This window comes from Rhizobium sp. 01T417 (genome assembly GCF_056398905.1).
In genome coordinates, this window is record NZ_JBFTQH010000003.1 from 74,956 (window position 1) to 99,755 (window position 24,800).

Consider the following 24,800-nt stretch of genomic DNA (forward strand, 5'->3'; position numbering starts at 1 on the left):
GCGCTGGCCAGGCTTGCGCGGGTTCTTTGCATTTGGCGCGATGGCGATTGAGACGGCATTGCCCGCGATGGGCCGTTCCTCTCTCGACGTCGCGGGCTTTTTGTGGTGTGCCCGGTTGATTGGCCGCGTGCACATGGGTAGTGATCTGCGACGCTTCATCGTGGCGCTTGAGCTATTCGATGCATGTTTTCGTGAATTATCGACAAGACTGACGCCCTGTGAGGCAGGAAAAGATGACCGAACTCGAAACCCTGGAAAAGCAACTTCTGTCTGATGTGGCAGCCGCTGCCGACGAGCCGGCGATCGAAGCCGTGCGTGTTGGCGCGCTCGGCAAGAAGGGTTCGGTCTCCGAGCTCCTGAAGACGCTCGGTGCAATGACGCCGGAAGAGCGCCAGACGCGCGGCGCTGCCATCAACGCACTGAAGAACGCCGTCACCGACGCAATCACCGACCGCAAGGCGGAGCTGAAGAAGGCCGCGATCGATGCGCGCCTGAAGGCCGAGACGGTCGACGTCAGCCTGCCGGTACGCTCTTCGCCAGCCGAGCGCGGCCGTATCCATCCGATCAGCCAGATCATCGACGAAATCACCGCGATCTTCGGCGACATGGGTTTCTCGATCGCCGAAGGTCCGGATGTCGAGACCGACTACTACAATTTCACGGCGCTGAACTTCCCGGAAGGCCACCCGGCCCGCGAGATGCACGACACCTTCTTCTTCAATCCGGATGAAAACGGTGAGCGCAAGGTGCTGCGCACGCACACCTCGCCGGTACAGGTGCGCACCATGGAAGCGCAGAAGCCGCCGATCCGCATCATCATCCCCGGCAAGACCTACCGCCAGGATTCGGACGCCACGCACTCGCCGATGTTCCACCAGGTCGAAGGCTTGGTCGTCGACAAGAAGGCGAATGTCGCCAACATCCGCTGGGTGCTCGAAGAGTTCTGCAAGTCCTTCTTCGAGGTCGACAGTGTGACGATGCGCTTCCGCCCGTCCTTCTTCCCGTTCACCGAGCCGTCCTTCGAAGTCGACATCCAGTGCGACCGCTCCGGTCCGATCGTCAAGTTCGGCGAAGGCACCGACTGGATGGAGATCCTTGGCTGCGGCATGGTGCATCCGAACGTGCTCCGCGCCGGCGGTCTCGATCCCGATGAATACCAGGGCTTTGCCTGGGGCATGGGCCTCGACCGCATCGCCATGCTGAAATACGGCATGCCTGATCTGCGCGACTTCTTCAACGCCGACGTCCGCTGGATGACCCATTACGGCTTCCGCCCGCTCGACATGCCGACGCTGTTCGGCGGCCTGAGCGCGTAAGGGAGGATAGAGATTATGAAGTTCACACTCTCCTGGCTGAAGGATCATCTGGAAACGGATGCGACCCTCGATGAAATCTGCACCCGCCTGACCGAGATCGGGCTCGAGGTCGAGGACGTCGATGACAAGGCGGCGTTCAAGCCCTTCGTCATCGCCAAGATCCTGACCGCCGAGAAACACCCACAGGCCGATCGCCTCAAGGTTCTCTCCGTCGATACCGGCAAGGGCGCCCCCGTCCAGGTCGTCTGCGGCGCTCCCAATGCGCGCGCCGGCTTGATCGGCGCCTTCGCGGCCCCCGGCACCTATGTTCCCGGCATCGACGTGACGCTCACCGTCGGCAACATCCGCGGCGTCGAAAGCCACGGCATGATGTGTTCAGAGAAGGAGCTGCAGATCTCCGACAGCCACGATGGCATCATCGATCTCCCCGAGGATGCGCCGGTTGGTGAAAGCTACGCCGCCTACGCGCATCTCGACGATCCCATGATCGAGATCAACCTGACGCCGAACCGTCCGGATTGCACTTCGATCTACGGCATCGCGCGTGACCTGGCTGCTTCCGGCCTCGGCACGCTGAAGACACGCCCGGCACCGTCCTTCACTGTTGAAGGCGAGACGCCGGTGAGGCTGACGCTCGACCTTGACGATCCGAAGCTCTGCCCGGGCTTTGCGCTGCGTCTCGTACGCGGCGTCAAGAACGGCCCGAGCCCGAAATGGGTGCAACAGCGTCTGCTCGCTATCGGTCTTCGCCCGATCAACGCGCTCGTCGATATCACCAACTACATGACCTTCGACCGGGGTCGCCCGATGCACGTCTTCGACGCCGCCAAGGTCAAGGGCAACCTGACCGTCCGTCGCGCCAAGGACGGCGAGACGGTGCTTGCGCTCGATCAGCGCGAGTACAAGCTTGGGCCGAATAATGTCGTGATCGCCGATGCCGATGGCATCGAGTCGATTGGCGGCATCATGGGCGGCGAGCATTCCGGCTGCGACGAGAACACCACCGACGTCTTGATCGAGAGCGCTCTCTGGGATCCAATGAACATCGCGAAATCAGGCCGCGGCCTCGGCATCATCACCGATGCCCGCTACCGCTTCGAGCGCGGGGTCGATCCGGAGTATATGGTTCCCGGTCTCGAGCGCACCACCGAGCTGGTGCTCGAATTCTGCGGCGGCACGGCCGCCAAGGCAGAGGTCGTCGGCTACATGGGTTATGACGCAAAGATCGTCGACTTCCCCTTCTCCGAGGTCAAGCGCCTGACGGGTCTTGAGGTTTCCACGCAGGAAAGCACCGAGATCCTGACGCGCCTCGGCTTCAAGGTTACCGGTTCGGGCGAACGCGTTTCCGTCGCCGTTCCCTCCTGGCGTCCCGATGTCGATGGCAAGGCCGACCTCGTCGAAGAGGTCATGCGCATCCACGGCGTCGACAACATCAAGCCGGCGCCGTTGGAAAGCCATGCAGCCGTCAACGGCAGGATCCTGACGACGCTGCAGATCCGCACTCGCATCGCCAAGCGCGCGCTTGCCTCGCGCGGCATGCTGGAAGCCGTCAATTGGTCGTTCATCTCAGAGGATCAGGCAAAGCTCTTCGGCGGCGGCTTGCCGGCACTCAAGCTTGCCAACCCTATTGCTGCCGATATGTCCGACATGCGCCCCTCGCTGCTCCCCGGCCTGCTGACGGCTGCCCAGCGGAATGGCGACAAGGGCTATGGCGACGTTGCGATCTTCGAGGTGTCCGGCACCTATGAGAACGACCGGCCGGAAGGCCAGCGCCGCGTTGCCGGCGGCGTCCGTCGCGGCACGGCATCGATGTCAGGCGCAGGCCGCATGTGGTCGAACGCTGCCAAGGGCGGCGGCAAGCCGGTGGACGTCTTCGACGCCAAGGCCGATGCGCTGGCCGTGATCGAAGCCTGCGGCCTGCCGATGGGCAACATCCAGATCGAGCAGGGCGGTCCCGAATGGTTCCACCCCGGCCGGTCCGGTACGATCAAGATGGGTCCGAAGGTCGTGCTCGGCTATTTCGGCGAGTTCCATCCCTCGACGCTGGAAGCGCTCGATGTCTCGGGCGCGCTCTGCGGCTTCGAGGTCTATGTCGACGCCATGCCCGAGCCGAAGAAGAAAGCCACCCGCACCAAGCCGGCGCTGGAACTGTCTGCCTTCCAGGCCGTCAAGCGCGACTTTGCCTTCGTCGTCGACAAGTCGGTGGAAGCCGGCGCGATCATCAAGGCCGCGACCGGTGCCGACCGCAAGCTGGTCACATCAGTCAATGTCTTCGACATCTTCGAGGGTCCGTCACTCGGTGAAGGCAAGAAGTCGGTAGCGATCGAAGTGCAGATCCAGCCGGTCGAGCGCACGCTGACCGACGAGGATTTCGAGGCGCTGACTGAGAAGATCGTTGCCAGCGTGACGAAGTTCACCGGTGGTGTTCTCAGAGCCTGAGGCCAAGATCTCCCTTAGCAAAGGGCCGGCGATCATTTCGCCGGCTCCGACTGCTGACGAAGTGTTCTTTTTGCGGAACGTTCGGTTTCTCCGTCATGCCGGCCTTGTGCCGGCATCCAGCGGCACCGCGCCTGTGGTGCGAAAGGCCTTTTGCGCGCAAGGACTTGCGCGCGCTGGACCCCGGCTCATCGGCCGGGGTGACGACGGAGAGAGCTTCCATCCCAATATGCTATAAGGCTTTGTCAGCAAGCTGGGCCGGCGATCGTCTCGCCGGCTTTTTTATGTGTGGAGATAGTAGAGCTTGTTGACGATCGTCCAGCGGCCGTCGATTTTCAGCATCGAGAGGTAATCGGTGAAGCGCATGCCGGCGAAATCGTCGCTGACCTTCACGCACGCCGCATCGCCGACGATGTCAAGCATCTGGATGTCCATGTGCGGCTGGGTTGTGGGTGGTGCCGAACCTTCGGCGACGATCGCGGCAATGAATTCTTCCCGGTTCAGCCACTCGACCGCGTTCTCGTAGTGCCCGATGATGTCGCACTGCGGATGGAAGGCCTTCCGCAATGCAGCTTCGTTGGCGAAGGTCATGCCCTCGACGTAGAGATGGACGACTGCTTCGATTGCCTGCTGGTCCGACATGTCTCACCTCGCCAGGAACATGCCCAATAGCATAGTGCAGCGAATGGGTGCGGCAAGATCGCCGGATGCGGCAGGGGGCAATCGATGCCTCCGCCTTTCGGCTAGAGGTTGGTCATCGCGAGCGACGCGTCGGAGTAGCGCTTGCCGGCAATCTTATCGAGCGAGATGGTCTCTGTCAGTTCGGTCAGCTCCGTCTTGCTCAGCACGATATCGGCTGCGGCGGCGTTCTGCTCGAGATGGTTCACCTTGCGAGCGCCCGGGATCGGCACGATGTCGTCGCCCTGGTGCAGGACCCAGGCGAGCGCCAGCTGTGCGGTGGTCACGCCCTTCTCCTTAGCGAGTGCCTCGAGCTTGGCCACGAGCGCGACATTGGCGTCGAAATTGTCCGACTGGAAGCGCGGCAGCTGGCGCCGGAAATCGTCGGCGCCAAGATCCTCCGGCTTCTGGATCGCGCCCGTCAGAAAGCCACGGCCAAGCGGGCTATAGGGCACGAAGCCGATCCCGAGTTCGCGGCAGGTGTGGAGAACGCCGTTTTCCGGGTCGCGGGTCCAGAGCGAATATTCGCTCTGCAGTGCTGCGATGGGGTGGACGGCATGGGCGCGGCGGATCGTGGCGCTGCCGGCTTCCGAAAGGCCGAGTGCGCGAACCTTGCCTTCGCGTACCAGCTCGGCCATCGCGCCGACGGTCTCCTCGATCGGCACATTGGGGTCGACACGATGCTGGTAGAAAAGGTCGATCGTTTCGACGCCGAGCCGTTTCAGAGAGGCTTCTGCCACTCGCTTCACGTTTTCCGGGCGGCTGTCGACCCCGGTCAGGGCTGCGGCGCCGGATTTATTCGGATCCAGCTTGAAGCCGAACTTGGTGGCGATGACGACGCGGTCGCGCACGGGCTTCAATGCCCGGCCGAGGAGCTCTTCATTGGTGTAGGGGCCGTACATTTCGGCCGTGTCGAAGAAGGTGATACCGAGATCGACGGCACGGTTCAGCGTCCTGATCGACTCGTTTTCGTCACTGGCGCCATAGGCGAAGCTCATGCCCATGCAGCCGAGGCCGACGGCAGAGACTTCAAGGTCGTTTCCGAGTTTGCGGGTTTTCATGCGGGGCTCCTTTGTGAGCGAAAGGTCAAACCACGGTCGATGCCGGGTACTGATGAAACCTAGCGCCCCATCAGCCTTCAAAAAATAGGTGCAATCCGTAACAGGCTGTTCTAATCGTTCGATCAATGAACCGCACGCAGCTTGCCCAACTCGTCGTTCTCGCCGCCGTTTCCGAACGACGAAGTTTTCGCGCGGCCGCCAAGGAGCTGGAAATTGCGCCATCTGCCGTCAGCCACGCGATCTCGCGCCTGGAAGAAAGCCTCGGCGTCCGGCTGCTGGCACGGACGACGCGCAGTGTCGCGCCGACGGAGGAGGGGCGTCTGCTGCTGCAGCGCCTGAAGCCGGCGCTTGATGAAATCGGGATCGCGCTAGAAGCGGTCACCGAGGCGGGTGGAAGGCCGGCCGGAAATCTGCGCATCTCCGCGCCGCGTTTTGCCTCGGATATCCTGCTTGCGCCGCGGCTTGGCGAATTCCTGAACCGCTATCCTGATATCACGCTCGAAATCGCCAATGAGGATGGGTTCACCGATATCGTTCGGGAAGGATTCGACGCCGGCATTCGCCTGGAGGAGAGCCTCGAGGCGGACATGATCGCCGTGCGGGCCTCGCCGAATCTGACCACGGTGATTGCGGGTTCTCCCGACTATTTTGAGCGGCACCCGAAACCCTTGCATCCCTCCGATCTGGTTCACCACCGCTGCATCAAGCGGCGTTTTACAAACGGCACGATCTATCGCTGGGAATTCGAAAAGGACGGCCAGGAGCTGGTTGTGGGAGTCGATGGTCCCTTGATCGTCAGTGAGGACAGGCTGGGATTGATCGCGGCGCTGAATGGCGTGGGGCTCGCCTATTTGTTCGACCTGCGCGTCGAGCACGAACTGGCAAGCGGCAAGCTCGTCCGTGTGCTGGAGGACTGGTGTTCGCCCTATCCGGGGCCATTCATCTACTATCCGAGCCGGCGCCAGATGCGGCCAGCTCTGCGTGCCTTCATCGACTTCTTCCGTTATGTCGGGTGAAGCGGAGGGATGCCGTTGGGCATCCCGCCGGATCGACGGTCAGGCCGCGGCCTTCTGGTTGGCAGCCGTCATGGCCAGCTTCGACAATGTCTTGTCGGTTGCCGCTTCTTCCTGCAGCGTCTTGTCGAGCAGGGCAACGACGTCCTTCTTGCCGAGGGTCTGCGCCCAGGTCTTCAGCGTGCCGTAGCGGGCGATCTCGTAGTGCTCCACTGCCTGCGCAGAGGAGATGAGACCGGCATCGATAGCCGGCGAGCCCTTGAACTCATCGATGATCTCTTCGCCCTCGGCAATGATGCCCTGGATCGCCTCGCAGGTCTTGCCCTGGGCGCGCTTGCCGACGAGGTCAAAGACCTGCTGCAGGCGCTCGACATGTCCCTCGGTCTGCTCGCGATGCTTTTCGAAGCCGGCCTTCAGCTCTTGCGATTGAGCCGCCCGCGCCATTTTCGGCAGGGTGCGCAGGATTTGCCGCTCGGCAAAATAGATGTCCTTGAGCGTATCGTAGAATAGATCGTCGAGGGTCTTTTCTTTGGCCATTGTCTCTACCTTCCTGGGTGTGGGGGATCCGCGCTTCCTTGGTGGGGAGCTACGGACGCTAGGGAAAGACAAGAGGTAGCTAATTGTTCCGGTCGTTTTCGGGTTGCGTTGATCGCCGGGGGAGGCAGAGTGAGACGTTCAACCAACGGGAGCTTTTCGTGAAGAAACCTGGATCGATGAAGGGCCTGGAGGAACTCGGGCGTGCGCGCCTTTCGAAGAATTTCTTCCTCCGTGATTTCCTGCATTCCGAAATCGCCGATTTCTATCGCATTCCGAATATCCCCGAAAATCCCGATCTGGCGATCGAAGCGGGAAGGCGGCTCTGCGAGGAGTTGCTGGAACCGCTGCAGGCGACGTTCGGCCGGCTGCACATCCGTTCCGGCTATCGCTCGCCTGAGGTCAACCAGTTCGGCAACCGCAACAACCTCAACTGCTCGTTAAATGCCGCGACGGCCGCCGATCACATCTGGGACCTGCGCGATTTCGATGGCTGCATGGGTGCCACCGCCTGTGTCGTCGTCCCGTGGATGGTCGACAACTACAGCAACGAAGAGGACTGGCAGAGGCTGGCATGGTGGATCCACGATCATCTGCCCTATGCCTCGCTCTGCTTCTTCCCGAAGCTCTGGGCCTTCAACATCCAATGGCACGAACGCCCGCGCCGGGTCATCCAGAGCTATGTGAGGCCACGCGGCATCCTGACGAAGCCGGGCATGGGGAACTGGGAGGGCAGCCACGCCGGCTTGTATGAGGGCTTCCCGCCGCTCAGAAATTGATGCGGTAGCGGATGTGCCCGTCGTTCTCGACATAGCTGTCGTAGAGCGCCCGCGCCGTCTTGTTCTGTTCGCTGGTGTGCCAGTAGAGCCGCGACCAGCCGTTCTTCTTGCAGAGCGAAACGAGATCGTCCATCAAGGCGCGGCCCGCACCCTTTCCGCGTGCGGCCGGATCGACGAAGAGGTCTTCGAGATAGCAGTCCTTGCCACGGATCCAGGTGCCCTCATGCGTCAGGCTGAGGGTGAAACCCATCATCTTGCCGTCCACCTCGGCGACACGCATGAAGATCGCAGACGCCGGATCGAAGACCCGGCGCCATGTCGCATCGGTGATGTCAGGATCGACCGTGACCTCGTAGAAGGCGAGATAGCCGGCCCAAAGCTCGCGCCAGCGCGCTTCGTCCTCGGGCTTCGCATCGCGGATCGTCACGGTCATCGGTCCCTCCCGTCAGGCGGCGCCGGCCCTGTCGAGCAGCGCCATCGCGTCATCGGAGAGTGAAAGCGTCGCTGACTTGGTCAAGCTCTGAAGCTGCGACAGGCTGGTAGCACTGGCGATCGGCGCCGTCACGCCCTTCTTTCTGAGCAGCCAGGCAAGCGCGATCTCTGCCGGCTTGGCGCCGGTTTCCGCCACGACCTTGTCGAGCGCTGCCAAAATGCGCAGTCCCTTGTCGTCGAGATATTGCGCCACCCGGCCTTCGCGGGCGCGGCCTTCCGTATCGGCCTTCGTGCGATACTTTCCGGAGAGAAAGCCGGCGGCAAGGCTGAAATAGGTGATGACGCCGATATCTTCCTTGACGCAGAGATCAGCCAGCGGTCCCTCGAAGCTCGCGCGTGCATAGAGATTGTATTCCGGCTGGATGACATCGTAGCGCGGCACGCCGGCCCTCTCGGCGGCATCGAAGGACGCCTGAAGCTGCGTGGCGTCGAGATTGGAGCAGCCGATCGCGCGGATCTTGCCCTGCTGCTTCAGCTTGGCGAAGGCGCCGAGCGTCTCCTCATAGGGCGTGTTCTCGTCCGGCCAATGCGAGAGATAGAGGTCGATATAGTCGGTCTGCAGCCGGCGCAGCGAATCCTCAACCGCCTTCAGGATATAGGTTTCCTTCAGCGTCTTGCCCTGACCCATGTCGGAGCCGACCTTGGTGACGACGACAGCCTTGTGGCGGGACACCTTGCCGCGCTTCAGCCACTTGCCGATGATCTCCTCGGACTCGCCGCCCTTGTTGCCCGGCACCCACGCTCCATAGACGTCGGCCGTGTCGATCGTGTTGAAGCCCGCGTCGAAGAAGGCATCGAGAATATCGAAGGACGTCTTCTCGTCGGCGGTCCAGCTGAAGACGTTGCCGCCCAAGACGATCGGGGCGATCGAAAGGCCGGTTTTTCCAAGACGGCGCATATCCATAGCGCTCTCCTAAAGTGCAGGATTGATTGAAATCGTTGACGCGGCAGAACACCGCCGAAGTCTAACCTAGCGTGGCTTCGAACGAATGGAAACCAACTCCGCGATTTGTGATCGCGCCATTGCGCCGCCGTGGCCGGCTTACTAAGGTGCGCAAAAATCGAACCAGAAGGACCCAGGCTATGCTGCGTTTTGGTATTCTTTCGACCGCAAAGATCGGCCGTGAACTCGTCGTACCCGCCATTCAGGATGCGGAAAACTGCGTCGTGACGGCCGTTGCGAGCCGCGATCTGGCGAGGGCTCGCGAGATGGCGGATCGTTTTTCCGTTCCGCACGCCTTCGGCTCCTACGAGGAGATGCTCGCTTCCGACAAGATCGATGCCGTCTATATTCCGCTGCCAACCTCGCAGCACGTCGAGTGGACGATCAAGGCCGCCGATGCCGGCAAGCACGTGCTCTGCGAAAAGCCGATCGCGCTCAAGGCAGACGAGATCGACAGCCTGATTGCCGCCCGCGACCGCAACAAGGTTCTCATCACCGAAGCCTACATGGTCACCTACGCACCGGTCTGGCGGAAGGTTCGCTCGCTGATAACGGACGGCGCGATTGGCACAATCCTACATGTTCAGGGCGCCTTCACCTATTTCAACCGCGACCCCGGCAACATGCGCAACATTCCCGAACTCGGCGGCGGCGCGCTGCCTGATATCGGCGTCTATCCGACGATCGGCGCACGCTTTTCCACCGGCAAGGAGCCGCTGCGCGTCCAGGCCGTCACCCGCCGCGACCCGGAATTCGGCACCGACATCTATTCCAGCGTCAAGGCCGATTTCGGCGATTTTGAACTGACCTTCTATATCGCTACCCAGATGGCGAACCGCCAGGTCATGGTTTTCCATGGCACCGACGGCTTCATCGAGGTGAAGTCACCGTTCAATGCTGACCGCTGGGGCGCCGAGGAGATCGAACTCACCAACCGCAGCCACAATGAATCAACGATCTTCCGCTTCCCCGACAGCCGCCAGTACAAGCGCGAAGCCGAGGCCTTTGCGCGCGCTGCCAAGGGTGAGAATGAAGAGGTGGTGACGCTGGAGAGCTCGAAGCTCAGCCAGAAGTTCATCGATGCGATCTACCGCGCCAGCGAGAAGGACGGCTGGGAGCCCGTCTGAGCTCAGTCGCCTCGAAAAACGAAGCGGGAATAGCCGACGAAGCTGAAGACCGTGGACGCGGCGGTGGAAAGAACCATCGCCGCGAGTGGCTGCAAGTCAGGTAGCCGCAGCAGCAGCGCCGAATAAAGCCCATAGTTCACCAGCGCCGCCGTCACCCCGACGGAGCCGTAGCGAAATCCCTCGACGGCGAGCGAGTGTCCCGAGCGATCGAAGGTGAATGTTCTGTTGAAGATCCACGTCGCTGCCATTGCCAGAGCGATCGCGATCACGCGAGCAATGAATGGGCCAAGCGGCGTGATATGCAGCAAGAGCGCAAGAACGCCCGCATCGACCATAAAGCCAAGGCCGCCAGCAATCCCGAAGCGGAGCAGCTTCTTCATCTGGTGCTGATCTTGGCCGACTGTTGATGATAATCGTCGAGATCATCAGCCAGCAAGGGTGTCTGCTCGCGCGGGCGCGGAGCCATAAGGCTCATATAGTGGATGCGAAGCTGCTCTGCGCGGGCGCGCGAAACGGAATCGAGGATCACGCCGGCGGTAAACATCATGAACGACACCATGATCAGTGCCATAGACAGGACCCATGTCGGCATTCGGCTGACGAGACCCGTTTCAAAATACTCGAAGAGGACGGGCGTCATGAATCCGAGACTCGCTGACATAAAAATCGCGCTGATGATGCCAAAGAACACGAAGGGCCGCGTTTCCTTCATCAGCATCGCGAACATCCAGAGGATCTTGGCGCCATCCTTGAAGGTCGAAAGCTTCGAGTGAGAACCTTCCGGCCGACGGCCGTAATCCAGTTCCAGCTCGCTGACAGGCAGCTTCAGACGCGACGCATGCACGGACATTTCCGTTTCGATCTCGAAGCCTCCCGAGACGGCAGGGAAACTCTTGACGAAGCGTCGCGAGAAGACGCGGTAGCCCGAGAAGATATCGGTGAAATCGGTACCGAAGATCGTCCGGTACAACATGTTGAAGATCTTGTTGCCGAAGGCATGCCCCTGCCTGCCGGCATCCGAATGGACGCCGCGCCGTGTGCCGACGACCATGTCGGCGCGCTCCGTCAGCAGGGTGCGGATCAGTTCCTCAGCATCGTCGGGCGAGTAGGTGCCGTCGCCATCGGCCATGATGTAGATGTCGGCGTCGATGTCGGCGAACATGCGCCGGACAACGTGGCCTTTGCCCTGCCGACGTTCGCGCACCACGTGGGCACCTGCAAGCATCGCGTGGAGTGCCGTGCCATCCGTGGAGTTGTTGTCGTAGACGTGGATGGGGGCGCCCGGCAACGCAGACTTGAATCCCCGGACAACGGCGCCGATCGTCGAGGCCTCGTTGTAGCAGGGCAGGAGCACGGCAATATTCAGATTGTCGATACGCGATCCGGTCATGATCACACCCGCGGCGAAGAAATCTCGGCAAGAATAGACGGCGCGCGTTAACAAGTGGCTATGGAGCCGGCGAAAACTGCGCGTGAGCAGGACTTTTACGGTTTCTTGACCGGCGAACGGTAGGATCTTGGCACTCAAACGGTGAGATCCGCTTCATGACGAATGTAGCCCAGATGATCCCTGGTTCCACATCGGCATCGCCGTTCGCCAAGCTGCGCGCCATGATGACCCGGTTATGGCCATCGGTGCTTTTTTACAGCGCTGTCCTTATTGCCGCGATCCTCGCTCTGAAGCTGCCTAGCGCGACCGACTACGTCGGCGCCGATAATGATGACGGCATGCGGCTTGTCGAAGTGCGTGATTTCCTGAATGGGCAGGGCTGGTTCGACCTCATGCAATACCGCATGGGACTCGGTGATGGTACGCTGATGCACTGGTCCCGGCTGATCGACCTTCCGATCGCGACGCTGATCCGGTTTTTCGGCTTCTTTTTCCCGCAAGAGCGGGCAGAGGCGGTTGCGCTGGCCGTCTGGCCGCTGTCGCTGATCGTTCCGAGCCTGTGGGCCATGGGACTTGCCGGCCGCCGCATCGGCGGCACGTTCGGCATGCATGTCGCCTTGGGGCTCACCGCTCTGCTCCTGGTTCCGAACAACCGCTTTCTGCCGGGCGCCATCGACCACCATAACGTCCAGTTTGCACTGGTCGCCATCATGACGGCGATGTTGCTCGACGAAAACCATCGGCCGCTCAGCTACGCCGTCGCCGGGCTGGCGGCCGCGATGGCGATCGCGATTGGGGCTGAAACGACGCCGTTCGTGGCGGTGGTATGCGTTGTCGTCGCCGTTTCGTGGGCTTGGGAAGGCGAGCCGTTCGCGCGCGCTGCCAAGGCTTTCGGGCTCGCCCTGGCTCTGTCCATCAGCCTGCTTTTCGTCGGAACCGTACCGCCAAGGCTTTATTCGGCCGTGACCTGCGATAACCTGTCGCTCGGCTATTACAGTCTTGCGGCCATCGGCGGCGGGCTGTTGCTCTTTGCCGCCACGTTCGCGAGCGGACGGAGCCGACTGCTGCGATTTGCGGCCGTCGCAGGGATCGGCGCGGTCGTGCTCGTCTCCGCCGTCACGATCGCTCCGCAGTGCCTTCATAGTCCGCTGGCCGACCTCGATCCGCTTCTTGTCGAGCTCTGGTTGGACCGCGTGCAGGAGGCACAGTCGATCCTTGGCGCCAATTGGCAGGACCCTTTTACGCTTGGCTTCTACTATTCGACTGGGGCTTTTGCGCTTGCCGTCTGCGTGTTCCGCCTCGCTTACGGCGATCGCGTGCGGGTCCATCTTGTTCTGCTGTCCCTTCTCGCCGTCAGTTGGACAATCGCCGCGGTGCAAGTGCGCGGCACCGCGTTTTCCAATCTTCTTGCAATCCTGCCGCTGACATTGCTGATCATCGACATGCGCCGGTTATCGGCCAGTGACAGCGAAGATGTCGCGGCCGCCTTTTGCTACCTTTCCACGGTTCTCTTAAGCGTGGCGGCGGTGTGGGGGTTAGCGGGGGGGCTTATCGGCATGCAGATGGGGAATGGTGAAAGCATCCTGCAGACCGCACCCGCAAAACCGTCCTGCTCGTCGAAGTCGTCCATCGCGCCTTTGGCCGATTTGCCGGCCGGCCTGGTGGTCGCGCCGTCGGACGTCGGTGTGTCGATCCTTCGCTTTACCGGCAATCGCATACTGGCGGCGCCGTATCATCGAAACCAGGGCGGCATGCTGACGGAAATACATATTGGCCTGGCAGAACCGCAGGAAGCCGAGGCCTTCCTGAAGGGGGTCGGGGCTACGGTCCTTGCCTATTGCGCCGACAATCCGCAGACCAGGGAGCTTACGAAAATGAAGCCGGACGGCCTCTATTCGCAACTGGCGAAGGGCGTCGTTCCGGCTTACCTGCAATCCATACCGACGCCCGGGGGCGCGCCCATCCGGCTCTTCCGTTACATGCCCACCGGCTCGTAAGGCCTAGATGAAGCGTCGGCGGTCCCGGCTGCGATCGAAGGCGTAGAGGCCAAGCAGGCAGATCATGAGACCAGCGTCATAGCAGACGATGGCGGCCGCAAGATCAAGAATGGATGTGGATGAGACCCAGGCCGCACCAGCATAGGCGACGCAGATGAGGCAGCCGACCAACACCATCGAAAAGATCGAGCGCATTGGCGCGGTAGCGAAACCAAGTGTTGTGGTCGTCAGAGCGATCATCAGCCTCTCCTGAGTCGCGGCAGCATAGGCGTGTCCATCTTACCGAACAATTAATCTCGCGGCTTATTACCTTTTTCCCCAGTGGTTGCAACCGGCACGATTCCGGCCTGCAGCACAAAGGCAAGCGAGGTCAGCCCAAGAATGCTCTCTGCCGTGGTGCCGGTGGCGTGGACCCGAGAGATTCGAAGTGGCAGGACCGAGCCGTCTGGAACCGAAGCAAAGGTGAGCGCCTGCCCAGACGCCACGGTCACGACAAGGTCTCCACCGATGCCGATATAGACTGCCCTCGTGATCTCAACGAGGTCAAGACTGTCATTGGGGATGATGGCGAAACCGGCGCTAGCGGGACCGGTGAGCGAAGGGCCATGGGAGGCGAAACGATCGGACATGGAAAACTCCTCTTGTCGGTTGTCCGATCTTCGCTCCGCAAGGATTGCCGGGGGAAACGGAGAGGTGATCGATTCGCCTGCTTTCCGGTTCGGCCGATCTAAGCTGTTGATGCTGAACGAAAAATAAGGGTGCCGCCGGCTTTGGCTACGGAAGAGCGCATAAAATCATCCCCCTTTGGAGGCTGCTCTTTGCCGCCTCATCGGCTAGAACAGGATCATGAGCAACGTCTTCGAGAATGATTCGCCGAGCAATCTTACCGAGTACTCGGTTTCGGAGCTGTCCGGCTCGATCAAGCGCACGGTCGAGACAGCCTTCGACCAGGTGCGCGTGCGCGGCGAAATTTCCGGATACCGGGGCCCGCACTCTTCCGGTCACGCCTATTTTTCCTTGAAGGATGACCGGGCCCGTATCGATGCCGTCGTCTGGAAGGGCAACTTCTCAAGGCTGAAATTCCGTCCCGAGGAAGGGATGGAGGTAATCGCCACCGGTAAGATCACGACCTTCCCGGGTTCATCGAAATATCAGATCGTCATCGAGACGCTGGAGCCGGCCGGCGCCGGCGCGCTGATGGCGCTGATCGAAGAGCGCAAGCGCCGGCTTGGCGCCGAGGGCCTGTTCGACCCGTCCCGCAAGCGGCGGCTTCCCTTCATGCCAAAGGTGATCGGTGTCGTGACGTCGCCCACAGGCGCCGTCATTCGCGACATTCTCCACCGCATCTCCGATCGCTTCCCGGTTCATGTCATTGTCTGGCCGGTAAAGGTGCAGGGCGAAGGCTCGGGCGAGGAAGTCGCCAATGCCATCCGAGGCTTCAATAGCTTCGAGACGCGTGGGGACATGCCCCGCCCTGATGTCCTGATCGTCGCGCGTGGCGGCGGCAGCCTCGAGGATCTCTGGAGCTTCAATGACGAAATCGTCGTTCGCGCGACGGCCGAAAGCCAGATTCCGCTGATCTCTGCGGTCGGCCACGAAACGGATTGGACGCTGATCGACTACGCTGCCGATGTGCGTGCACCGACCCCGACCGGTGCGGCTGAAATGGCCGTTCCCGTGAAGGCCGAACTGGAGGCGCAGACGGCCGCTCTTGGCGCCCGCCTACAGGGTTGCATRAGCCGCCGCATGGATCACCATCGCCAGTCCGTCCGGGCGCTGGTCCGCGCGCTGCCGTCGCTGGATCAGCTCTTGGCGCTGCCGCGTCGCCGGTTCGACGAGGCTGCCGCCGGTCTCGGCCGCGGCCTCGAACTCAACACGATCAACAAGCGCCGCAGCTTCGAGCGAACGGCGGCGCATTTGCGGCCCGATGTCCTCTCGAACCGCATCACCGAGCGCCGCCAGTATCTCAACGAACGGATCACGCGTGCGGAGCGCACGATCGAGCGTTTTATCGAGCGTTCCAGAGCTCCAGTCAGTCGTGCGGATGCTATTTTTGCGACATTGCCGGCTCGTCTGAAGACGCAGACATCGCGGCTGCGCGACCGTCTCGCCAATCTATCGCGTCACGCCGACACAGCGGTGGCGCATCAGCTGACGCGGGCACGCGGCGAGGTCGCGGCGCAGTATCGCGTGCTGCAGTCGTTGTCCTACGAGAATGTCTTGAAGCGCGGCTTTGCAGTTATCCGGGACGATGAGAATAGGCCGGTGTCACAGGCTGCAATGTTGTCCGCAGGCTCGGGTATCTCAATCCAATTCGCGGATGGTCGCGTCGGCGCGGTGACCACCGAGGGGCTCCCGTCTTCATCCACGCCGAAGAAACGAGCACAAAAACCACAGGATGAGCAGGCGCCGCCAAAGCAAGGCACTCTCTTCTAGATAGGTGCTGACGACCCAATCCTGGGCGACATCATTGAAATGCAACATATACGTGTCATTATCCTCGATAAACGGGAGGACGTGACATGAGACTTGCATCCTTCAATGTCGAAAACCTGTTCGACCGCGCAAAGGCGATGAACCTGGAAACCTGGGCCGACGGCCGGGTTGTTCTCGACCGCTTTGCCGAACTGGAGAAATTGCTGGGGCAGGTGACCTACAGCGAAGCCGACAAGGCGCGCATGGCCACGCTGATCATCGAGCTCGGCATGGAGGAGAGTGATACGGGTCCCTTCGTCATTCTTCGGCGCAACAGGGGCAGTCTTCTGAAACGGCCGAGAGCCGGCGGTGTGGTCATCACCGCCAACGGTCGCATCGACTGGGTCGGATCGCTGGAATTGCGTGACGAGCCGATCAACGAGATCGCCATGCAGAACACGGCGCGCGTCATGAGTGATCTCGAGGCCGATATTCTCGGCATCGTTGAAGTCGAGAGCCGGCCTGTGCTCACCGCTTTCAACACCCAGGTGCTGCCGGCCGTTGGCGGCAACCCCTTCACGCAGGTCATGGTGATCGACGGAAATGACGAGCGGGGCATCGATGTCGGGCTGATGACCCGAAAGGGTTTAGCGCTCGACATCATGCGCAGCCATGTCGATGACAGGGACGCGGCAAGCAACCCGATCTTCTCGCGCGATTGCCCCGAATATTACGTGACGACGCCCGGGGGAACGACGCTGCTTGTCATGGTCAATCATTTCAAGAGCAAGGGTTTCGGCAGCGCTCAGTCCTCCGATGCTCGCCGGCACGCGCAAGCGCAGCGGGCGCGCGAGATCTACGAGAAGCGTCTCGCGGAAGGATTCGACCACATCGCACTGATCGGCGACCTCAACGACACGCCGGATAGCGCCCCGCTGGCGCCGTTGAAGGAGAGCACGTTGAAGGATGCCTTTACGCATCCCGCGTTCGATGACGGCGGCTTTCCTGGGACCTTCGGTCTTGGCAACGCCGGAAACAAGATCGACTACCTGTTCCTGTCGCCGAAGCTCTTTGACAAGGTCGAGCGAGGCGGTGTCTTCCGCAAGGGCGCCTGGCCCGGAAGCCGGCCGAAACGCTGGGAGACCTATCCGGAACTCACCGAGCCGAAACACGCGGCGTCGGATCATGCCGCCATCTGGGTTGACCTGCACATCTGAGGCCAAAGACAGGGAGGCTGCCGTCCGTCGATGTCACGGCACACACGAGGAGGGCTGCTGGCCCGGCTACTCGAATGTCGCCAGAAACTTGCGTAGCAGGGCGTCGAGCTGGGCCTTCTCCTCCGCGCTGAAACCCTGCATCAAGCGTTGCTGATTGGCGACGTGGAGGCCGACGGCACTTTCCACGGCGGCAAATCCGGCTTCGGTCAGGGCGATGAGAACACTTCGCCGATCATCCGGATTGAGAACGCGCTCGACCAGGCCCGCTTTCTCCAACTGGTCGATCCGGTTGGTCATGGTGCCGGAACTGACCATCGTCATGGAGAGCAAATCGCCGGGGGAGAGCCGATATGGCTCGCCTGAACGCCTGAGGGTTGCCAGCACATCGAAGGACGAGGAGGAGAGCCCCTGCTGCTGCAGCACGTGGTCGACCTCGCGGGCGAGGTGCGTCGTCAGCCGCTTCAGTCGCCCCATAATGCCCATCGCCTCGGTATCGAGGTCGGGGCGCTCGTTTTTCCATTGCGCAAGTATCTTGTCGACGCGATCCATCGGTCAGCCCGTTCTTCTGCGAAGACTGTTATCATCGCGTATCTTGACGTCAAGATAAATAGCGCTACGCTGTATTTATCTTGATGTAGAGATTCTTGGGATGAAGAAAACTCAAGCACCGCTTTCCGAGGCGCTGATCACGGCGTTGGCTCCGACGATCTGGGGCAGCACCTATTTCGTCACGACATCCTTTCTTCCGCACGGATATCCGCTGACGGTCGCCTTCCTGCGGGCTCTGCCGGCCGGGCTTCTGCTGCTTGCGATCGTCCGGCAGCTGCCGCAGGGAATCTGGTGGCTTCGCGCCTTCGTGCTCGGCGGCCTGAATTTCTCGTTCTTCTGGGCAATGCTGTTCGTGTCGGCCTATCGTCTGCCGGGCGGTGTTGCCGCGACCGTCGGAGCCATTCAGCCGCTCATCGTCATCCTGCTGTCGCGCATCTTCCTCGGCCGGCCGATCCACGCCGTTGCCGTTGGGGCCGGCGTGGTCGGGATGACAGGTGTGGCACTTCTCGTGCTCACACCCAATGCGGCGCTCGATCCGATCGGCGTTGCCGCCGGCATTGCGGGGGCGGTTTCGATGGCATTCGGCACGGTGCTGACGCGGCGTTGGGTTCCGCCGGTTTCGAATCTGGCCTTTACCGCATGGCAACTCACGGCCGGCGGCATCCTGCTCGCGCCCGTCGCCTTCTTCGTCGAACCCACACTGCCGGTGCCGACCGCGGCCAATGTGCTGGGCATCGCCTATCTTGGCCTGATCGGCGCAGCGTTCACCTATTTGCTGTGGTTCCGGGGGCTCGCGCGTATCGAACCGTCAGCTGCGGCCTCGTTGGGCTTCCTGAGCCCGGTCACCGCCACCTTTATCGGTTGGCTGGCTCTCGGGCAAAGCCTGACGCCCGCGCAGATCTTTGGCTTCGCGATGGTGCTCGCGAGCGTCTGGCTCAGTCAGCGCACGATGTCGGTCAGGCCCACTCGCCCTGACGCATCACCGGAACCCGCGAGCCGTCCGGCTTGATGCCGTCGATATCGACCTGGCCGGAGCCGATCATCCAGTCGATGTGGATCAGGCTCGAGTTGCCGCCTTGCGCCTTGATCTGCTCCTGCGTCAGGCTTGCGCCGTTGACGAAGCACTTCGAATAGCACTGGCCGAGCGCGATGTGGCACGAGGCGTTCTCGTCGAACAGCGTGTTGTAGAAGAGAATGCCGCTGGCCGAGATCGGCGAGGAATGCGGCACCAGCGCCACTTCGCCCAAGCGGCGCGCGCCCTCATCGGTATCCAGCACCTTGTTCAGCACTTCCTCGCCACGCGAAGCCTTCGCTTCGACGATCCGGCCGCCTTCGAAGCGAACCCGGATGTTGTCGATCAGCGTGCCCTGATGGGACAGCGGCTTGGTGCTCGAAACATGGCCTTCGACGCGCAACGCATGCGGGGTCGTGAAGACTTCCTCGGTCGGAATGTTCGGATTGCAGGTAATGCCGTTCTTGGCCGTCGACGAGCCGCCGTGCCACTCGTGACCGTCGGCAAGACCGACCGTCAGATCGGTGCCAGGTCCCCTGAAGTGCAGCGAGGCGAAGCGCTCGCCATTCAGCCAGTGCGAGCGTTTGGCGAGATTGGCATTGTGCTCGGCCCAGGCCGCAATCGGGTCTTCGACATCGACGCGCGACGCCGCGAAGATCGCCTTGGCGAGCTTGGCAACGGCGATTGCTTCCGGATCGTCAGGGAAGACGAGCGCTGCCCAGGACGGGTTGGGGTAGGAGACGATGTTCCAATTGATGTCGAAATTCGAGATCTTTTCCAGCGCCGGCTTGTAGGCCGCCGAGTTCGCCCGGTTGGCACGGCCGACCTTTGCCGGATCCTGTTCCGAAAGCAGCATCGGATTGTCGCCAGAAACCGCAAGGCGTGCAGTGCCTTTGGCATAGGCCTTGGCCATGCCGTCGTAGAGCCAGTCGGAGGCGCGATCGAAGCTCTGATCACTGCCATATCGGTAGCGCGCCAGCGTCGAATCCTCGTCCGAATAGAACGCCGTCACCAGCCCGGCACCTGCCATATAGGCATGCTGGGTAATCAGGCGCACGAGGGGCAGGGCGACGACCGGGGCCGTGATCACGAGATCCTGGCCCGTCTGCAGCTGCAGCCCGACCTTGACGGCCACCTCCGCCAGTTTCTCAAGCTTTACGGGATCCACGGAGGTCTGGCTTTGCGGCATGAAATTCATGATCGGTCACTCCTCGAACAAAACGGATTGGCCGGTAGACTTAGACCCCTTTACGGCGAAATTGAAGCTCGCTTGTCGACCGATGGCAGCTCTTTGCCGCCATCGGCCCACACGCGGGATTAGGCCGCCGAAACGGATGGCTGCTGCAACAGCACCGCGTCGTGGCGCTTCAGGAAGGCCATCAGCCGGTCGGCATAGTCAGGTCCGACGGCGGCCTTCACGCTCGGTCTCTCGGACAGCGCTGTCCGCCAGGCCTGGACGCGGGGCAGGCCGGCAAAAATGCCGCTGCCGCCGATGGCGTCGAAGACGTCGAAGTAGCGAAAGATCGGCGCAAACACGGCATCGACCAGGCTGAAGTCCACGCCCGCAAAGTAGGGGCCATCCTTCAGTTCCGCCTCGATGGTGGCGAACTTTGATGCGAGCACCTGCCGCTTCGCCTCCAGCTGCGCGCGATCCTGCGTCGTTTCGTAGACCCAGAGATCGGAGAGGATCGAAGAGCCGAACTCCATCCAGCCGCGGTGGCGGGCGCGTGTCAGCGGGTCGGATGGATGAAGGCGGCGGCCGTCCTGCGTCTCCTCCAGGTATTCACAGATTATGCTGCTTTCAAAGAGCACGTCCTGACTGCCGTCGCTGAGGCGAATGCAAAGCAGAGGCACCTTGCCGAGCGGCGAGACCTCAAGGAACCAGCGCGGTTTGTCCGCGAGGTCGATATTCACGCGCTCGAACGGCACTCCTTTTTCCGCAAGCGCGATCGCGGCGCGCTGTACGTAGGGGCAAAGGTGGTGGCTGATGAGCAGCAGAGCGGAACCGGATACTTGAGGTGGCAAATGATCCATCGTGGCAATCTCCATTGTAGATGCAATTGCATGTAATAACTGTTGCGCCAGGATTCAAGATAGATGTAAATGCATGTATGGGTGAAAAGACGAATAGAGCCACGCCCTCCGATGCGGTGATCGATGCCTGGATCGGGCTGATGCGCGCGCAGCAGCGACTGCTCGGTCAGATCGAAGCGGATCTCAAGCAGGCCGGGCTCCCAGCGCTCGGCTGGTACGACGTGCTCTGGGAACTGGTGCGGTCGCCGCAGGGCAAGTTGCGGCCATTCGAGATCGAAGAACGAACGTTGCTAGCCCAATACAATCTTTCGCGACTGATCGACCGCCTCGAGAAGGCAGGGCTGGTGCAGCGCCAGAGCTTCGATCAGGACGGGCGCGGGCAGTGGGTGGTCGTTACCGAGGAGGGACGCGCGCTGCAGAAGCGCATGTGGAAGGTCTATGCCAGAGCCATCGAGGAAAACTTCGGCGCCAAGCTGAGCGAGGTCGACGTCGCGACGCTGACCTCGCTGCTGTCACGCTTCAGCTGAGATCAGGCAATGAGGGGCGCGGCGGCAGCCTTCAGCGTCTTCAACGCGTCCTTCGGGTCCAGCCGAACCTGCAGGCCGCGTTGCCCGCCGTTGATGTAGACCTGCGCCTCCGTCAGCGCTGTTTCCTCGATTGCTGTCGGGACGAGCTTCTTCTGGCCGAACGGGCTGATGCCGCCGACGTGGTAGCCAGTCAGGCGCTCGGCATCGGCGGGCTTCATCATGTTGGCGGACTTTCCGCCGAAGGCGCTTGCGAGCTTCTTCATGCTGACTTCACGATCCGACGGCACGACGACGCAGACCGCTTTGCCGTCGACCTCCGCCATCAGCGTCTTCAACACGCGATGCGGCTCCTCGCCAAGCGCTTCTGCCGCCTGCAGGCCAACGCGCTCCGCATTCGGATCATAGTCGTAGGTATGGACCGTGAAGGCAATTCCGGCTTGGCTCAGAACCTGCGTGGCGCGTGTGGTTTTCGACATCGATCAGGCCTTGAAGAAGCTGCCGTAGATCTCGGGCTTGAAGCCGATGAGCAACTTGCCGTCTGCCTCGACAACCGGCCGCTTGATCATCGATGGCTGCTCCAGCATCAGCGAGATCGCCTTGCCCTCGTCGAGATTTTCGCGCTCGGCCTCGGGCAGCTTCCGAAAGGTCGTGCCTGTTCGGTTGAGCACCGTTTCCCACCCGGCTTCCTTCGTCCAGGCCTGCAGATGCGCGCGATCGATCCCGACAGCCTTGTAGTCATGGAACTGGTAGGCGACGTCATGCTCTTCCAGCCAGGTTCGGGCCTTCTTCATGGTGTCGCAGTTCTTGATGCCGTAGATGGTGACGGTCACTTAGTCCTCCAGCGTTCCAGGCTTGCGTGTTGCCTTGCTGGCGGTCTTGCAAGCAATCTTCATCAGGTCGGCGCGCCGGCGAACCAGCCGTTCGGAGCTGCGCGTCACGATCAGGCCGGCCTGTGGTGCACAAATCTCGATGCTGCCGTCAGCCATGCCGGGGCGGGTGATCAACGTGGCAAGCACATCGCCTTCGCCAACCCATTCGCCGATGTTGCGTTGGAAGAGAACCGTGCCGGCCTCCGGCGCGCGGACCACCTCGATATTGTCGAGCGGGACAGCGGGGCCATCGAAAGCGGGCAGCGAGACCGGGGCATCGATTGCGCCGCGGCTTGCCAGGAATTTCCACAATCCCTCGGCATCCTTCTTCGCCATCTCGGGATAGACGTCACGCCGGCCGCGAAGCTCGACGGTGACAGACAGCTTGCCGGGCAGGCGCGATTGTTTCTCTAGGGTCTCGTATTTCCAGGCAAAACCGACGGCCTCCTCGAAGGCGGAACTCTCGCCATCGGAGAGAAGAACGGCTTCCATCTCCATCGCAGAGGCCAGATCGGCCGCCTCCGGCCAGAATGCCTCGTCGATATAGGCATATTGCAGGGATTCATCATCGCAATGCAGATCGATCACCAGATCGCAGCCGAGCGCCATATGCAGCAGCTGGCGCTTCAGTTTTTCGACGGCCGAACGGCGCTCGAGGTCCTCAAGCAACCCGTCGCGATCCTTCACCGAGATCAGCGGAAACTCCCTGTTGAAATTGGTGCGCGATCCAAGATCGAAGCGGCCCTGAAGTTCGCCGAAATGCGACTGGGCCGCCCCGATCGGATTGGCATGCGGGACGACGATGAAGTCGCTCTTGATCTGACCGGCGTTTTCCGACTGGCGCAGTCTTTCACACAGGAAGTGAACCAACGCCGTGCCCGGCAGCTCGTTGGCGTGGAGAGCCGCCTGAATGTAGACCTTCGGTGCCTTGGGATCGCTGCCATTGAAATGAAGAACCGGCAAACGCCACTCGATACCCGCCGTGTCACCGGCAATAATGATCTCGGACGTGTTCATGTCGTTCTCCGCTTGATGCCTTGTCGCAGGAGCTTTAAGCGAGTTCGATAGCCGGAGGCAAGGTGTTATCCGCGCGCATGAAGCGGCCAGCGCCCGAGCTCTTCGTAGCCTGCTTGACCCCGGCGATTGTGCAGCAGAACGAATTCGCGCGCAGCCATCACGACCGGCCTCCGCAGGGCGATCCGCGGCACCACGTCCTTGTCGCAGAGGAGCGTGGCGTGAGGTTGAAAGTTCGGGTTCAGATTGGCGTCTGCGCCCAACCGGTGTATCTCGATCGCGATTTGCACATGCAGTTGCCGTAACAGTTCCCGTCCGCCATTGCCGGCGAGTACGATCGCGTTGTCCTGCGGCAGCAGGAAGGTGATGATATGGTCGAAGACGAGCTCGAACTGACACGCCTCGATCGCCGTTCCTGCCTGGCGTGCCGCCGCGATGACCCCTTCGGGAATGCGGGCGCTCTTGCCGACACAATAGAGCGAGACATGCACGGCCGCCGGCGGACGCGGCGATGCGAGGGGAAGGTGTTCCCGCTGTAGCCACTGCTGGATCGACACGCATTCGTCGAGCGATTGCGGATCCGGCAATATCGCAAAGAAAAGACTCTCTCTGGCGAAGCGCGATGGTTGTTGGCGCGTCTTCGGCGAAGCGAAATCGAAAGATGCCTGCTAACATTTGATCTTGAAATGGCAAGAACAAAAAAAGAACATACGGGCGAGCGATCGACCGGAGCAAGCTCGTGCGACGCAAGAAACGGGTTGAATTCGGGCCGCGACGGCACGATCTTCGGAGAAGAGCAGCAGGGAGGCAATGACCCATGCAACAGGCAATGCATCGCTATCTGATTTTCGAGACGAGCGGTGGCTTCTGCGGCATCGCCTGGAATGATGTCGGCATTACGCGGTTTCAGCTGCCGACGTCGAGTGCCGAGGCAACCGAGCGATTGCTCCTTCGCCGCATTCCCGGCGCTGAGCCGGCAAAGCCGACGGCTGCCGTTGCCGAAGCTGTTGCCGCAGTGAAGCGCTATTTCAGCGGAGAGCCGACGGACTTCTCAACCGTAAAGGTCGATCTCGCTGGTCAGGATGCCTTCTTCAGGCAGGTTTACGATGCTGCCCGCCAGATCGGCTGGGGCCACACGACCACCTACGGTGCGCTTGCGAAACAACTCGGCGTAGGGCCGGAGGCCGCCCGCGACGTCGGCCAGGCGATGGCGAAAAATCCGGTCGCCTTGATCATCCCCTGCCATCGCGTGCTAGCGGCCGGAAACAAGATCGGAGGCTTCTCCGCGCCCGGCGGCTCAACGTCCAAGCAGAGGATGTTGGAGCTCGAAGGCGTTAGCCTGGCGCCGCCAAAGCCGGTGCAGCAGTCACTTGATTTCTGATGGATGTCGCCTCGAT

At 61.6% G+C, this 24,800-nt stretch carries 27 protein-coding genes; 11 read left to right on the forward strand and 16 right to left on the reverse strand.

Features of this window, described 5'->3' with window-relative positions:
* The first annotated feature begins 233 nt into the window (after positions 1 to 233).
* Positions 234 to 1,316, forward strand: a complete 1,083-nt coding sequence (gene pheS / locus AC1DPR_RS04195) for a phenylalanine--tRNA ligase subunit alpha (protein ID WP_018855230.1) — start codon at positions 234 to 236, stop codon at positions 1,314 to 1,316.
* Between the two features lie 15 nt (positions 1,317 to 1,331).
* Positions 1,332 to 3,755 (forward strand): phenylalanine--tRNA ligase subunit beta, encoded by a 2,424-nt coding sequence (gene pheT, locus AC1DPR_RS04200; RefSeq protein WP_018855229.1) that lies wholly within the window; start codon positions 1,332 to 1,334, stop codon positions 3,753 to 3,755.
* 279 nt (positions 3,756 to 4,034) lie between these two features.
* On the opposite strand, the gene AC1DPR_RS04205 is transcribed toward pheT, so the two are convergent.
* Entirely contained in the window at positions 4,035 to 4,394 is a 360-nt protein-coding gene (locus AC1DPR_RS04205) for a nuclear transport factor 2 family protein (RefSeq protein ID WP_018855227.1), read from the reverse strand.
* 101 nt (positions 4,395 to 4,495) lie between these two features.
* Positions 4,496 to 5,491: an aldo/keto reductase gene (locus AC1DPR_RS04210; protein ID WP_018855226.1), complete on the reverse strand. Its 996-nt coding sequence runs from the start codon at positions 5,489 to 5,491 to the stop codon at positions 4,496 to 4,498.
* A 125-nt stretch (positions 5,492 to 5,616) separates the two neighbouring features.
* On the opposite strand from AC1DPR_RS04210, the gene AC1DPR_RS04215 reads away from it, so the two are divergent.
* Positions 5,617 to 6,507, forward strand: a complete 891-nt coding sequence (locus AC1DPR_RS04215) for a LysR family transcriptional regulator (protein ID WP_018855225.1) — start codon at positions 5,617 to 5,619, stop codon at positions 6,505 to 6,507.
* Between the two features lie 39 nt (positions 6,508 to 6,546).
* On the opposite strand, the gene AC1DPR_RS04220 is transcribed toward AC1DPR_RS04215, so the two are convergent.
* On the reverse strand, positions 6,547 to 7,041 hold the full coding sequence (locus AC1DPR_RS04220; protein ID WP_018855224.1) for a YciE/YciF ferroxidase family protein: 495 nt from the start codon (positions 7,039 to 7,041) through the stop codon (positions 6,547 to 6,549).
* Positions 7,042 to 7,199: 158 nt separating this feature from the next.
* On the opposite strand from AC1DPR_RS04220, the gene AC1DPR_RS04225 reads away from it, so the two are divergent.
* The gene (locus tag AC1DPR_RS04225; RefSeq protein WP_025658617.1) at positions 7,200 to 7,817 is read left to right on the forward strand and encodes a hypothetical protein; all 618 of its coding nucleotides are present in this window, start codon (positions 7,200 to 7,202) and stop codon (positions 7,815 to 7,817) included.
* On the opposite strand, the gene AC1DPR_RS04230 is transcribed toward AC1DPR_RS04225, so the two are convergent.
* A complete protein-coding gene (locus AC1DPR_RS04230) occupies positions 7,807 to 8,250 on the reverse strand; it encodes a GNAT family N-acetyltransferase (protein WP_018855222.1) in 444 nt (147 codons plus the stop codon). The two genes, AC1DPR_RS04225 and AC1DPR_RS04230, sit on opposite strands and share 11 nt — an antisense overlap.
* Positions 8,251 to 8,262: 12 nt before the next feature.
* Positions 8,263 to 9,213, reverse strand: a complete 951-nt coding sequence (locus AC1DPR_RS04235) for an aldo/keto reductase (RefSeq protein ID WP_018855221.1) — start codon at positions 9,211 to 9,213, stop codon at positions 8,263 to 8,265.
* A gap of 179 nt (positions 9,214 to 9,392) precedes the next feature.
* Between AC1DPR_RS04235 and AC1DPR_RS04240 the strand changes: the two genes are divergently transcribed.
* Positions 9,393 to 10,379, forward strand: a complete 987-nt coding sequence (locus tag AC1DPR_RS04240) for a Gfo/Idh/MocA family protein (RefSeq protein WP_477815791.1) — start codon at positions 9,393 to 9,395, stop codon at positions 10,377 to 10,379.
* A 2-nt stretch (positions 10,380 to 10,381) separates the two neighbouring features.
* On the opposite strand, the gene AC1DPR_RS04245 is transcribed toward AC1DPR_RS04240, so the two are convergent.
* Together AC1DPR_RS04245 and AC1DPR_RS04250 are read right to left on the reverse strand one after the other, a co-directional pair.
* A complete protein-coding gene (locus tag AC1DPR_RS04245) occupies positions 10,382 to 10,759 on the reverse strand; it encodes a GtrA family protein (protein ID WP_018855219.1) in 378 nt (125 codons plus the stop codon).
* Positions 10,756 to 11,769, reverse strand: coding sequence for a glycosyltransferase (locus AC1DPR_RS04250; protein ID WP_477815792.1), 1,014 nt, complete (start codon positions 11,767 to 11,769; stop codon positions 10,756 to 10,758). The genes AC1DPR_RS04245 and AC1DPR_RS04250 overlap by 4 nt, the downstream gene beginning before the upstream one ends.
* 155 nt (positions 11,770 to 11,924) lie before the next feature.
* Between AC1DPR_RS04250 and AC1DPR_RS04255 the strand changes: the two genes are divergently transcribed.
* Positions 11,925 to 13,766, forward strand: a complete 1,842-nt coding sequence (locus AC1DPR_RS04255; protein WP_477815793.1) for a hypothetical protein — start codon at positions 11,925 to 11,927, stop codon at positions 13,764 to 13,766.
* A gap of 3 nt (positions 13,767 to 13,769) precedes the next feature.
* Here AC1DPR_RS04255 and AC1DPR_RS04260 read toward each other — a convergent pair whose 3' ends face one another.
* Positions 13,770 to 14,006, reverse strand: coding sequence for a hypothetical protein (locus AC1DPR_RS04260; RefSeq protein WP_018855216.1), 237 nt, complete (start codon positions 14,004 to 14,006; stop codon positions 13,770 to 13,772).
* Between the two features lie 50 nt (positions 14,007 to 14,056).
* The gene (locus AC1DPR_RS04265; RefSeq protein WP_477815794.1) at positions 14,057 to 14,395 is read right to left on the reverse strand and encodes a spike base protein, RCAP_Rcc01079 family; all 339 of its coding nucleotides are present in this window, start codon (positions 14,393 to 14,395) and stop codon (positions 14,057 to 14,059) included.
* Positions 14,396 to 14,612: 217 nt separating this feature from the next.
* Here AC1DPR_RS04265 and xseA point away from each other — a divergent pair, with 217 nt between their 5' ends.
* A complete protein-coding gene (gene xseA / locus AC1DPR_RS04270; RefSeq protein ID WP_477815795.1) occupies positions 14,613 to 16,202 on the forward strand; it encodes an exodeoxyribonuclease VII large subunit in 1,590 nt (529 codons plus the stop codon).
* An 86-nt stretch (positions 16,203 to 16,288) separates the two neighbouring features.
* Positions 16,289 to 17,398: an endonuclease/exonuclease/phosphatase family protein gene (locus AC1DPR_RS04275; RefSeq protein ID WP_112666261.1), complete on the forward strand. Its 1,110-nt coding sequence runs from the start codon at positions 16,289 to 16,291 to the stop codon at positions 17,396 to 17,398.
* 66 nt (positions 17,399 to 17,464) lie between these two features.
* Here the strand turns inward: AC1DPR_RS04275 and AC1DPR_RS04280 are convergent, their stop codons facing one another.
* Complete coding sequence (locus tag AC1DPR_RS04280; protein WP_477815796.1) at positions 17,465 to 17,947, reverse strand: MarR family winged helix-turn-helix transcriptional regulator; 483 nt, start codon at positions 17,945 to 17,947, stop codon at positions 17,465 to 17,467.
* Between the two features lie 100 nt (positions 17,948 to 18,047).
* Here AC1DPR_RS04280 and AC1DPR_RS04285 point away from each other — a divergent pair, with 100 nt between their 5' ends.
* Positions 18,048 to 18,956, forward strand: coding sequence for an EamA family transporter (locus tag AC1DPR_RS04285; protein ID WP_477815797.1), 909 nt, complete (start codon positions 18,048 to 18,050; stop codon positions 18,954 to 18,956).
* On the opposite strand, the gene AC1DPR_RS04290 is transcribed toward AC1DPR_RS04285, so the two are convergent.
* On the reverse strand, positions 18,904 to 20,157 hold the full coding sequence (locus tag AC1DPR_RS04290; protein ID WP_018855209.1) for an aminopeptidase: 1,254 nt from the start codon (positions 20,155 to 20,157) through the stop codon (positions 18,904 to 18,906). The genes AC1DPR_RS04285 and AC1DPR_RS04290 overlap by 53 nt on opposite strands.
* Positions 20,158 to 20,276: 119 nt before the next feature.
* Positions 20,277 to 20,993, reverse strand: coding sequence for a glutathione S-transferase family protein (locus AC1DPR_RS04295; protein WP_477815798.1), 717 nt, complete (start codon positions 20,991 to 20,993; stop codon positions 20,277 to 20,279).
* A 77-nt stretch (positions 20,994 to 21,070) separates the two neighbouring features.
* Here AC1DPR_RS04295 and AC1DPR_RS04300 point away from each other — a divergent pair, with 77 nt between their 5' ends.
* A complete protein-coding gene (locus tag AC1DPR_RS04300) occupies positions 21,071 to 21,520 on the forward strand; it encodes a MarR family winged helix-turn-helix transcriptional regulator (protein WP_018855207.1) in 450 nt (149 codons plus the stop codon).
* A 2-nt stretch (positions 21,521 to 21,522) separates the two neighbouring features.
* Here the strand turns inward: AC1DPR_RS04300 and ybaK are convergent, their stop codons facing one another.
* From ybaK to AC1DPR_RS04320, 4 genes are all read right to left on the reverse strand, one after another.
* Positions 21,523 to 21,996: a Cys-tRNA(Pro) deacylase gene (gene ybaK, locus AC1DPR_RS04305; RefSeq protein WP_018855206.1), complete on the reverse strand. Its 474-nt coding sequence runs from the start codon at positions 21,994 to 21,996 to the stop codon at positions 21,523 to 21,525.
* A 3-nt stretch (positions 21,997 to 21,999) separates the two neighbouring features.
* The gene (locus AC1DPR_RS04310; protein ID WP_018855205.1) at positions 22,000 to 22,350 is read right to left on the reverse strand and encodes an ArsC family reductase; all 351 of its coding nucleotides are present in this window, start codon (positions 22,348 to 22,350) and stop codon (positions 22,000 to 22,002) included.
* On the reverse strand, positions 22,351 to 23,406 hold the full coding sequence (locus AC1DPR_RS04315) for a M14 family zinc carboxypeptidase (RefSeq protein ID WP_018855204.1): 1,056 nt from the start codon (positions 23,404 to 23,406) through the stop codon (positions 22,351 to 22,353).
* 65 nt (positions 23,407 to 23,471) lie between these two features.
* Positions 23,472 to 23,960: a 2'-5' RNA ligase family protein gene (locus AC1DPR_RS04320; protein WP_198011792.1), complete on the reverse strand. Its 489-nt coding sequence runs from the start codon at positions 23,958 to 23,960 to the stop codon at positions 23,472 to 23,474.
* Between the two features lie 260 nt (positions 23,961 to 24,220).
* On the opposite strand from AC1DPR_RS04320, the gene AC1DPR_RS04325 reads away from it, so the two are divergent.
* Positions 24,221 to 24,784: a methylated-DNA--[protein]-cysteine S-methyltransferase gene (locus AC1DPR_RS04325; protein ID WP_477815799.1), complete on the forward strand. Its 564-nt coding sequence runs from the start codon at positions 24,221 to 24,223 to the stop codon at positions 24,782 to 24,784.
* Positions 24,785 to 24,800 lie beyond the last annotated feature (16 nt).

Coding starts and splice junctions, on each gene's coding strand:
- pheS (WP_018855230.1), top strand. CDS start 234: ATGACCGAACTCGAAACCCTGGAAAAGCAACTTCTGTCTGATGTGGCA.
- pheT (WP_018855229.1), top strand. CDS start 1,332: ATGAAGTTCACACTCTCCTGGCTGAAGGATCATCTGGAAACGGATGCG.
- AC1DPR_RS04205 (WP_018855227.1), bottom strand. CDS start 4,394: ATGTCGGACCAGCAGGCAATCGAAGCAGTCGTCCATCTCTACGTCGAG.
- AC1DPR_RS04210 (WP_018855226.1), bottom strand. CDS start 5,491: ATGAAAACCCGCAAACTCGGAAACGACCTTGAAGTCTCTGCCGTCGGC.
- AC1DPR_RS04215 (WP_018855225.1), top strand. CDS start 5,617: ATGAACCGCACGCAGCTTGCCCAACTCGTCGTTCTCGCCGCCGTTTCC.
- AC1DPR_RS04220 (WP_018855224.1), bottom strand. CDS start 7,041: ATGGCCAAAGAAAAGACCCTCGACGATCTATTCTACGATACGCTCAAG.
- AC1DPR_RS04230 (WP_018855222.1), bottom strand. CDS start 8,250: ATGACCGTGACGATCCGCGATGCGAAGCCCGAGGACGAAGCGCGCTGG.
- AC1DPR_RS04235 (WP_018855221.1), bottom strand. CDS start 9,213: ATGGATATGCGCCGTCTTGGAAAAACCGGCCTTTCGATCGCCCCGATC.
- AC1DPR_RS04240 (WP_477815791.1), top strand. CDS start 9,393: ATGCTGCGTTTTGGTATTCTTTCGACCGCAAAGATCGGCCGTGAACTC.
- AC1DPR_RS04245 (WP_018855219.1), bottom strand. CDS start 10,759: ATGAAGAAGCTGCTCCGCTTCGGGATTGCTGGCGGCCTTGGCTTTATG.
- AC1DPR_RS04250 (WP_477815792.1), bottom strand. CDS start 11,769: ATGACCGGATCGCGTATCGACAATCTGAATATTGCCGTGCTCCTGCCC.
- AC1DPR_RS04255 (WP_477815793.1), top strand. CDS start 11,925: ATGACGAATGTAGCCCAGATGATCCCTGGTTCCACATCGGCATCGCCG.
- AC1DPR_RS04260 (WP_018855216.1), bottom strand. CDS start 14,006: ATGATCGCTCTGACGACCACAACACTTGGTTTCGCTACCGCGCCAATG.
- AC1DPR_RS04265 (WP_477815794.1), bottom strand. CDS start 14,395: ATGTCCGATCGTTTCGCCTCCCATGGCCCTTCGCTCACCGGTCCCGCT.
- AC1DPR_RS04275 (WP_112666261.1), top strand. CDS start 16,289: ATGAGACTTGCATCCTTCAATGTCGAAAACCTGTTCGACCGCGCAAAG.
- AC1DPR_RS04280 (WP_477815796.1), bottom strand. CDS start 17,947: ATGGATCGCGTCGACAAGATACTTGCGCAATGGAAAAACGAGCGCCCC.
- AC1DPR_RS04285 (WP_477815797.1), top strand. CDS start 18,048: ATGAAGAAAACTCAAGCACCGCTTTCCGAGGCGCTGATCACGGCGTTG.
- AC1DPR_RS04290 (WP_018855209.1), bottom strand. CDS start 20,157: ATGAATTTCATGCCGCAAAGCCAGACCTCCGTGGATCCCGTAAAGCTT.
- AC1DPR_RS04295 (WP_477815798.1), bottom strand. CDS start 20,993: ATGGATCATTTGCCACCTCAAGTATCCGGTTCCGCTCTGCTGCTCATC.
- AC1DPR_RS04300 (WP_018855207.1), top strand. CDS start 21,071: ATGGGTGAAAAGACGAATAGAGCCACGCCCTCCGATGCGGTGATCGAT.
- ybaK (WP_018855206.1), bottom strand. CDS start 21,996: ATGTCGAAAACCACACGCGCCACGCAGGTTCTGAGCCAAGCCGGAATT.
- AC1DPR_RS04315 (WP_018855204.1), bottom strand. CDS start 23,406: ATGAACACGTCCGAGATCATTATTGCCGGTGACACGGCGGGTATCGAG.
- AC1DPR_RS04325 (WP_477815799.1), top strand. CDS start 24,221: ATGCAACAGGCAATGCATCGCTATCTGATTTTCGAGACGAGCGGTGGC.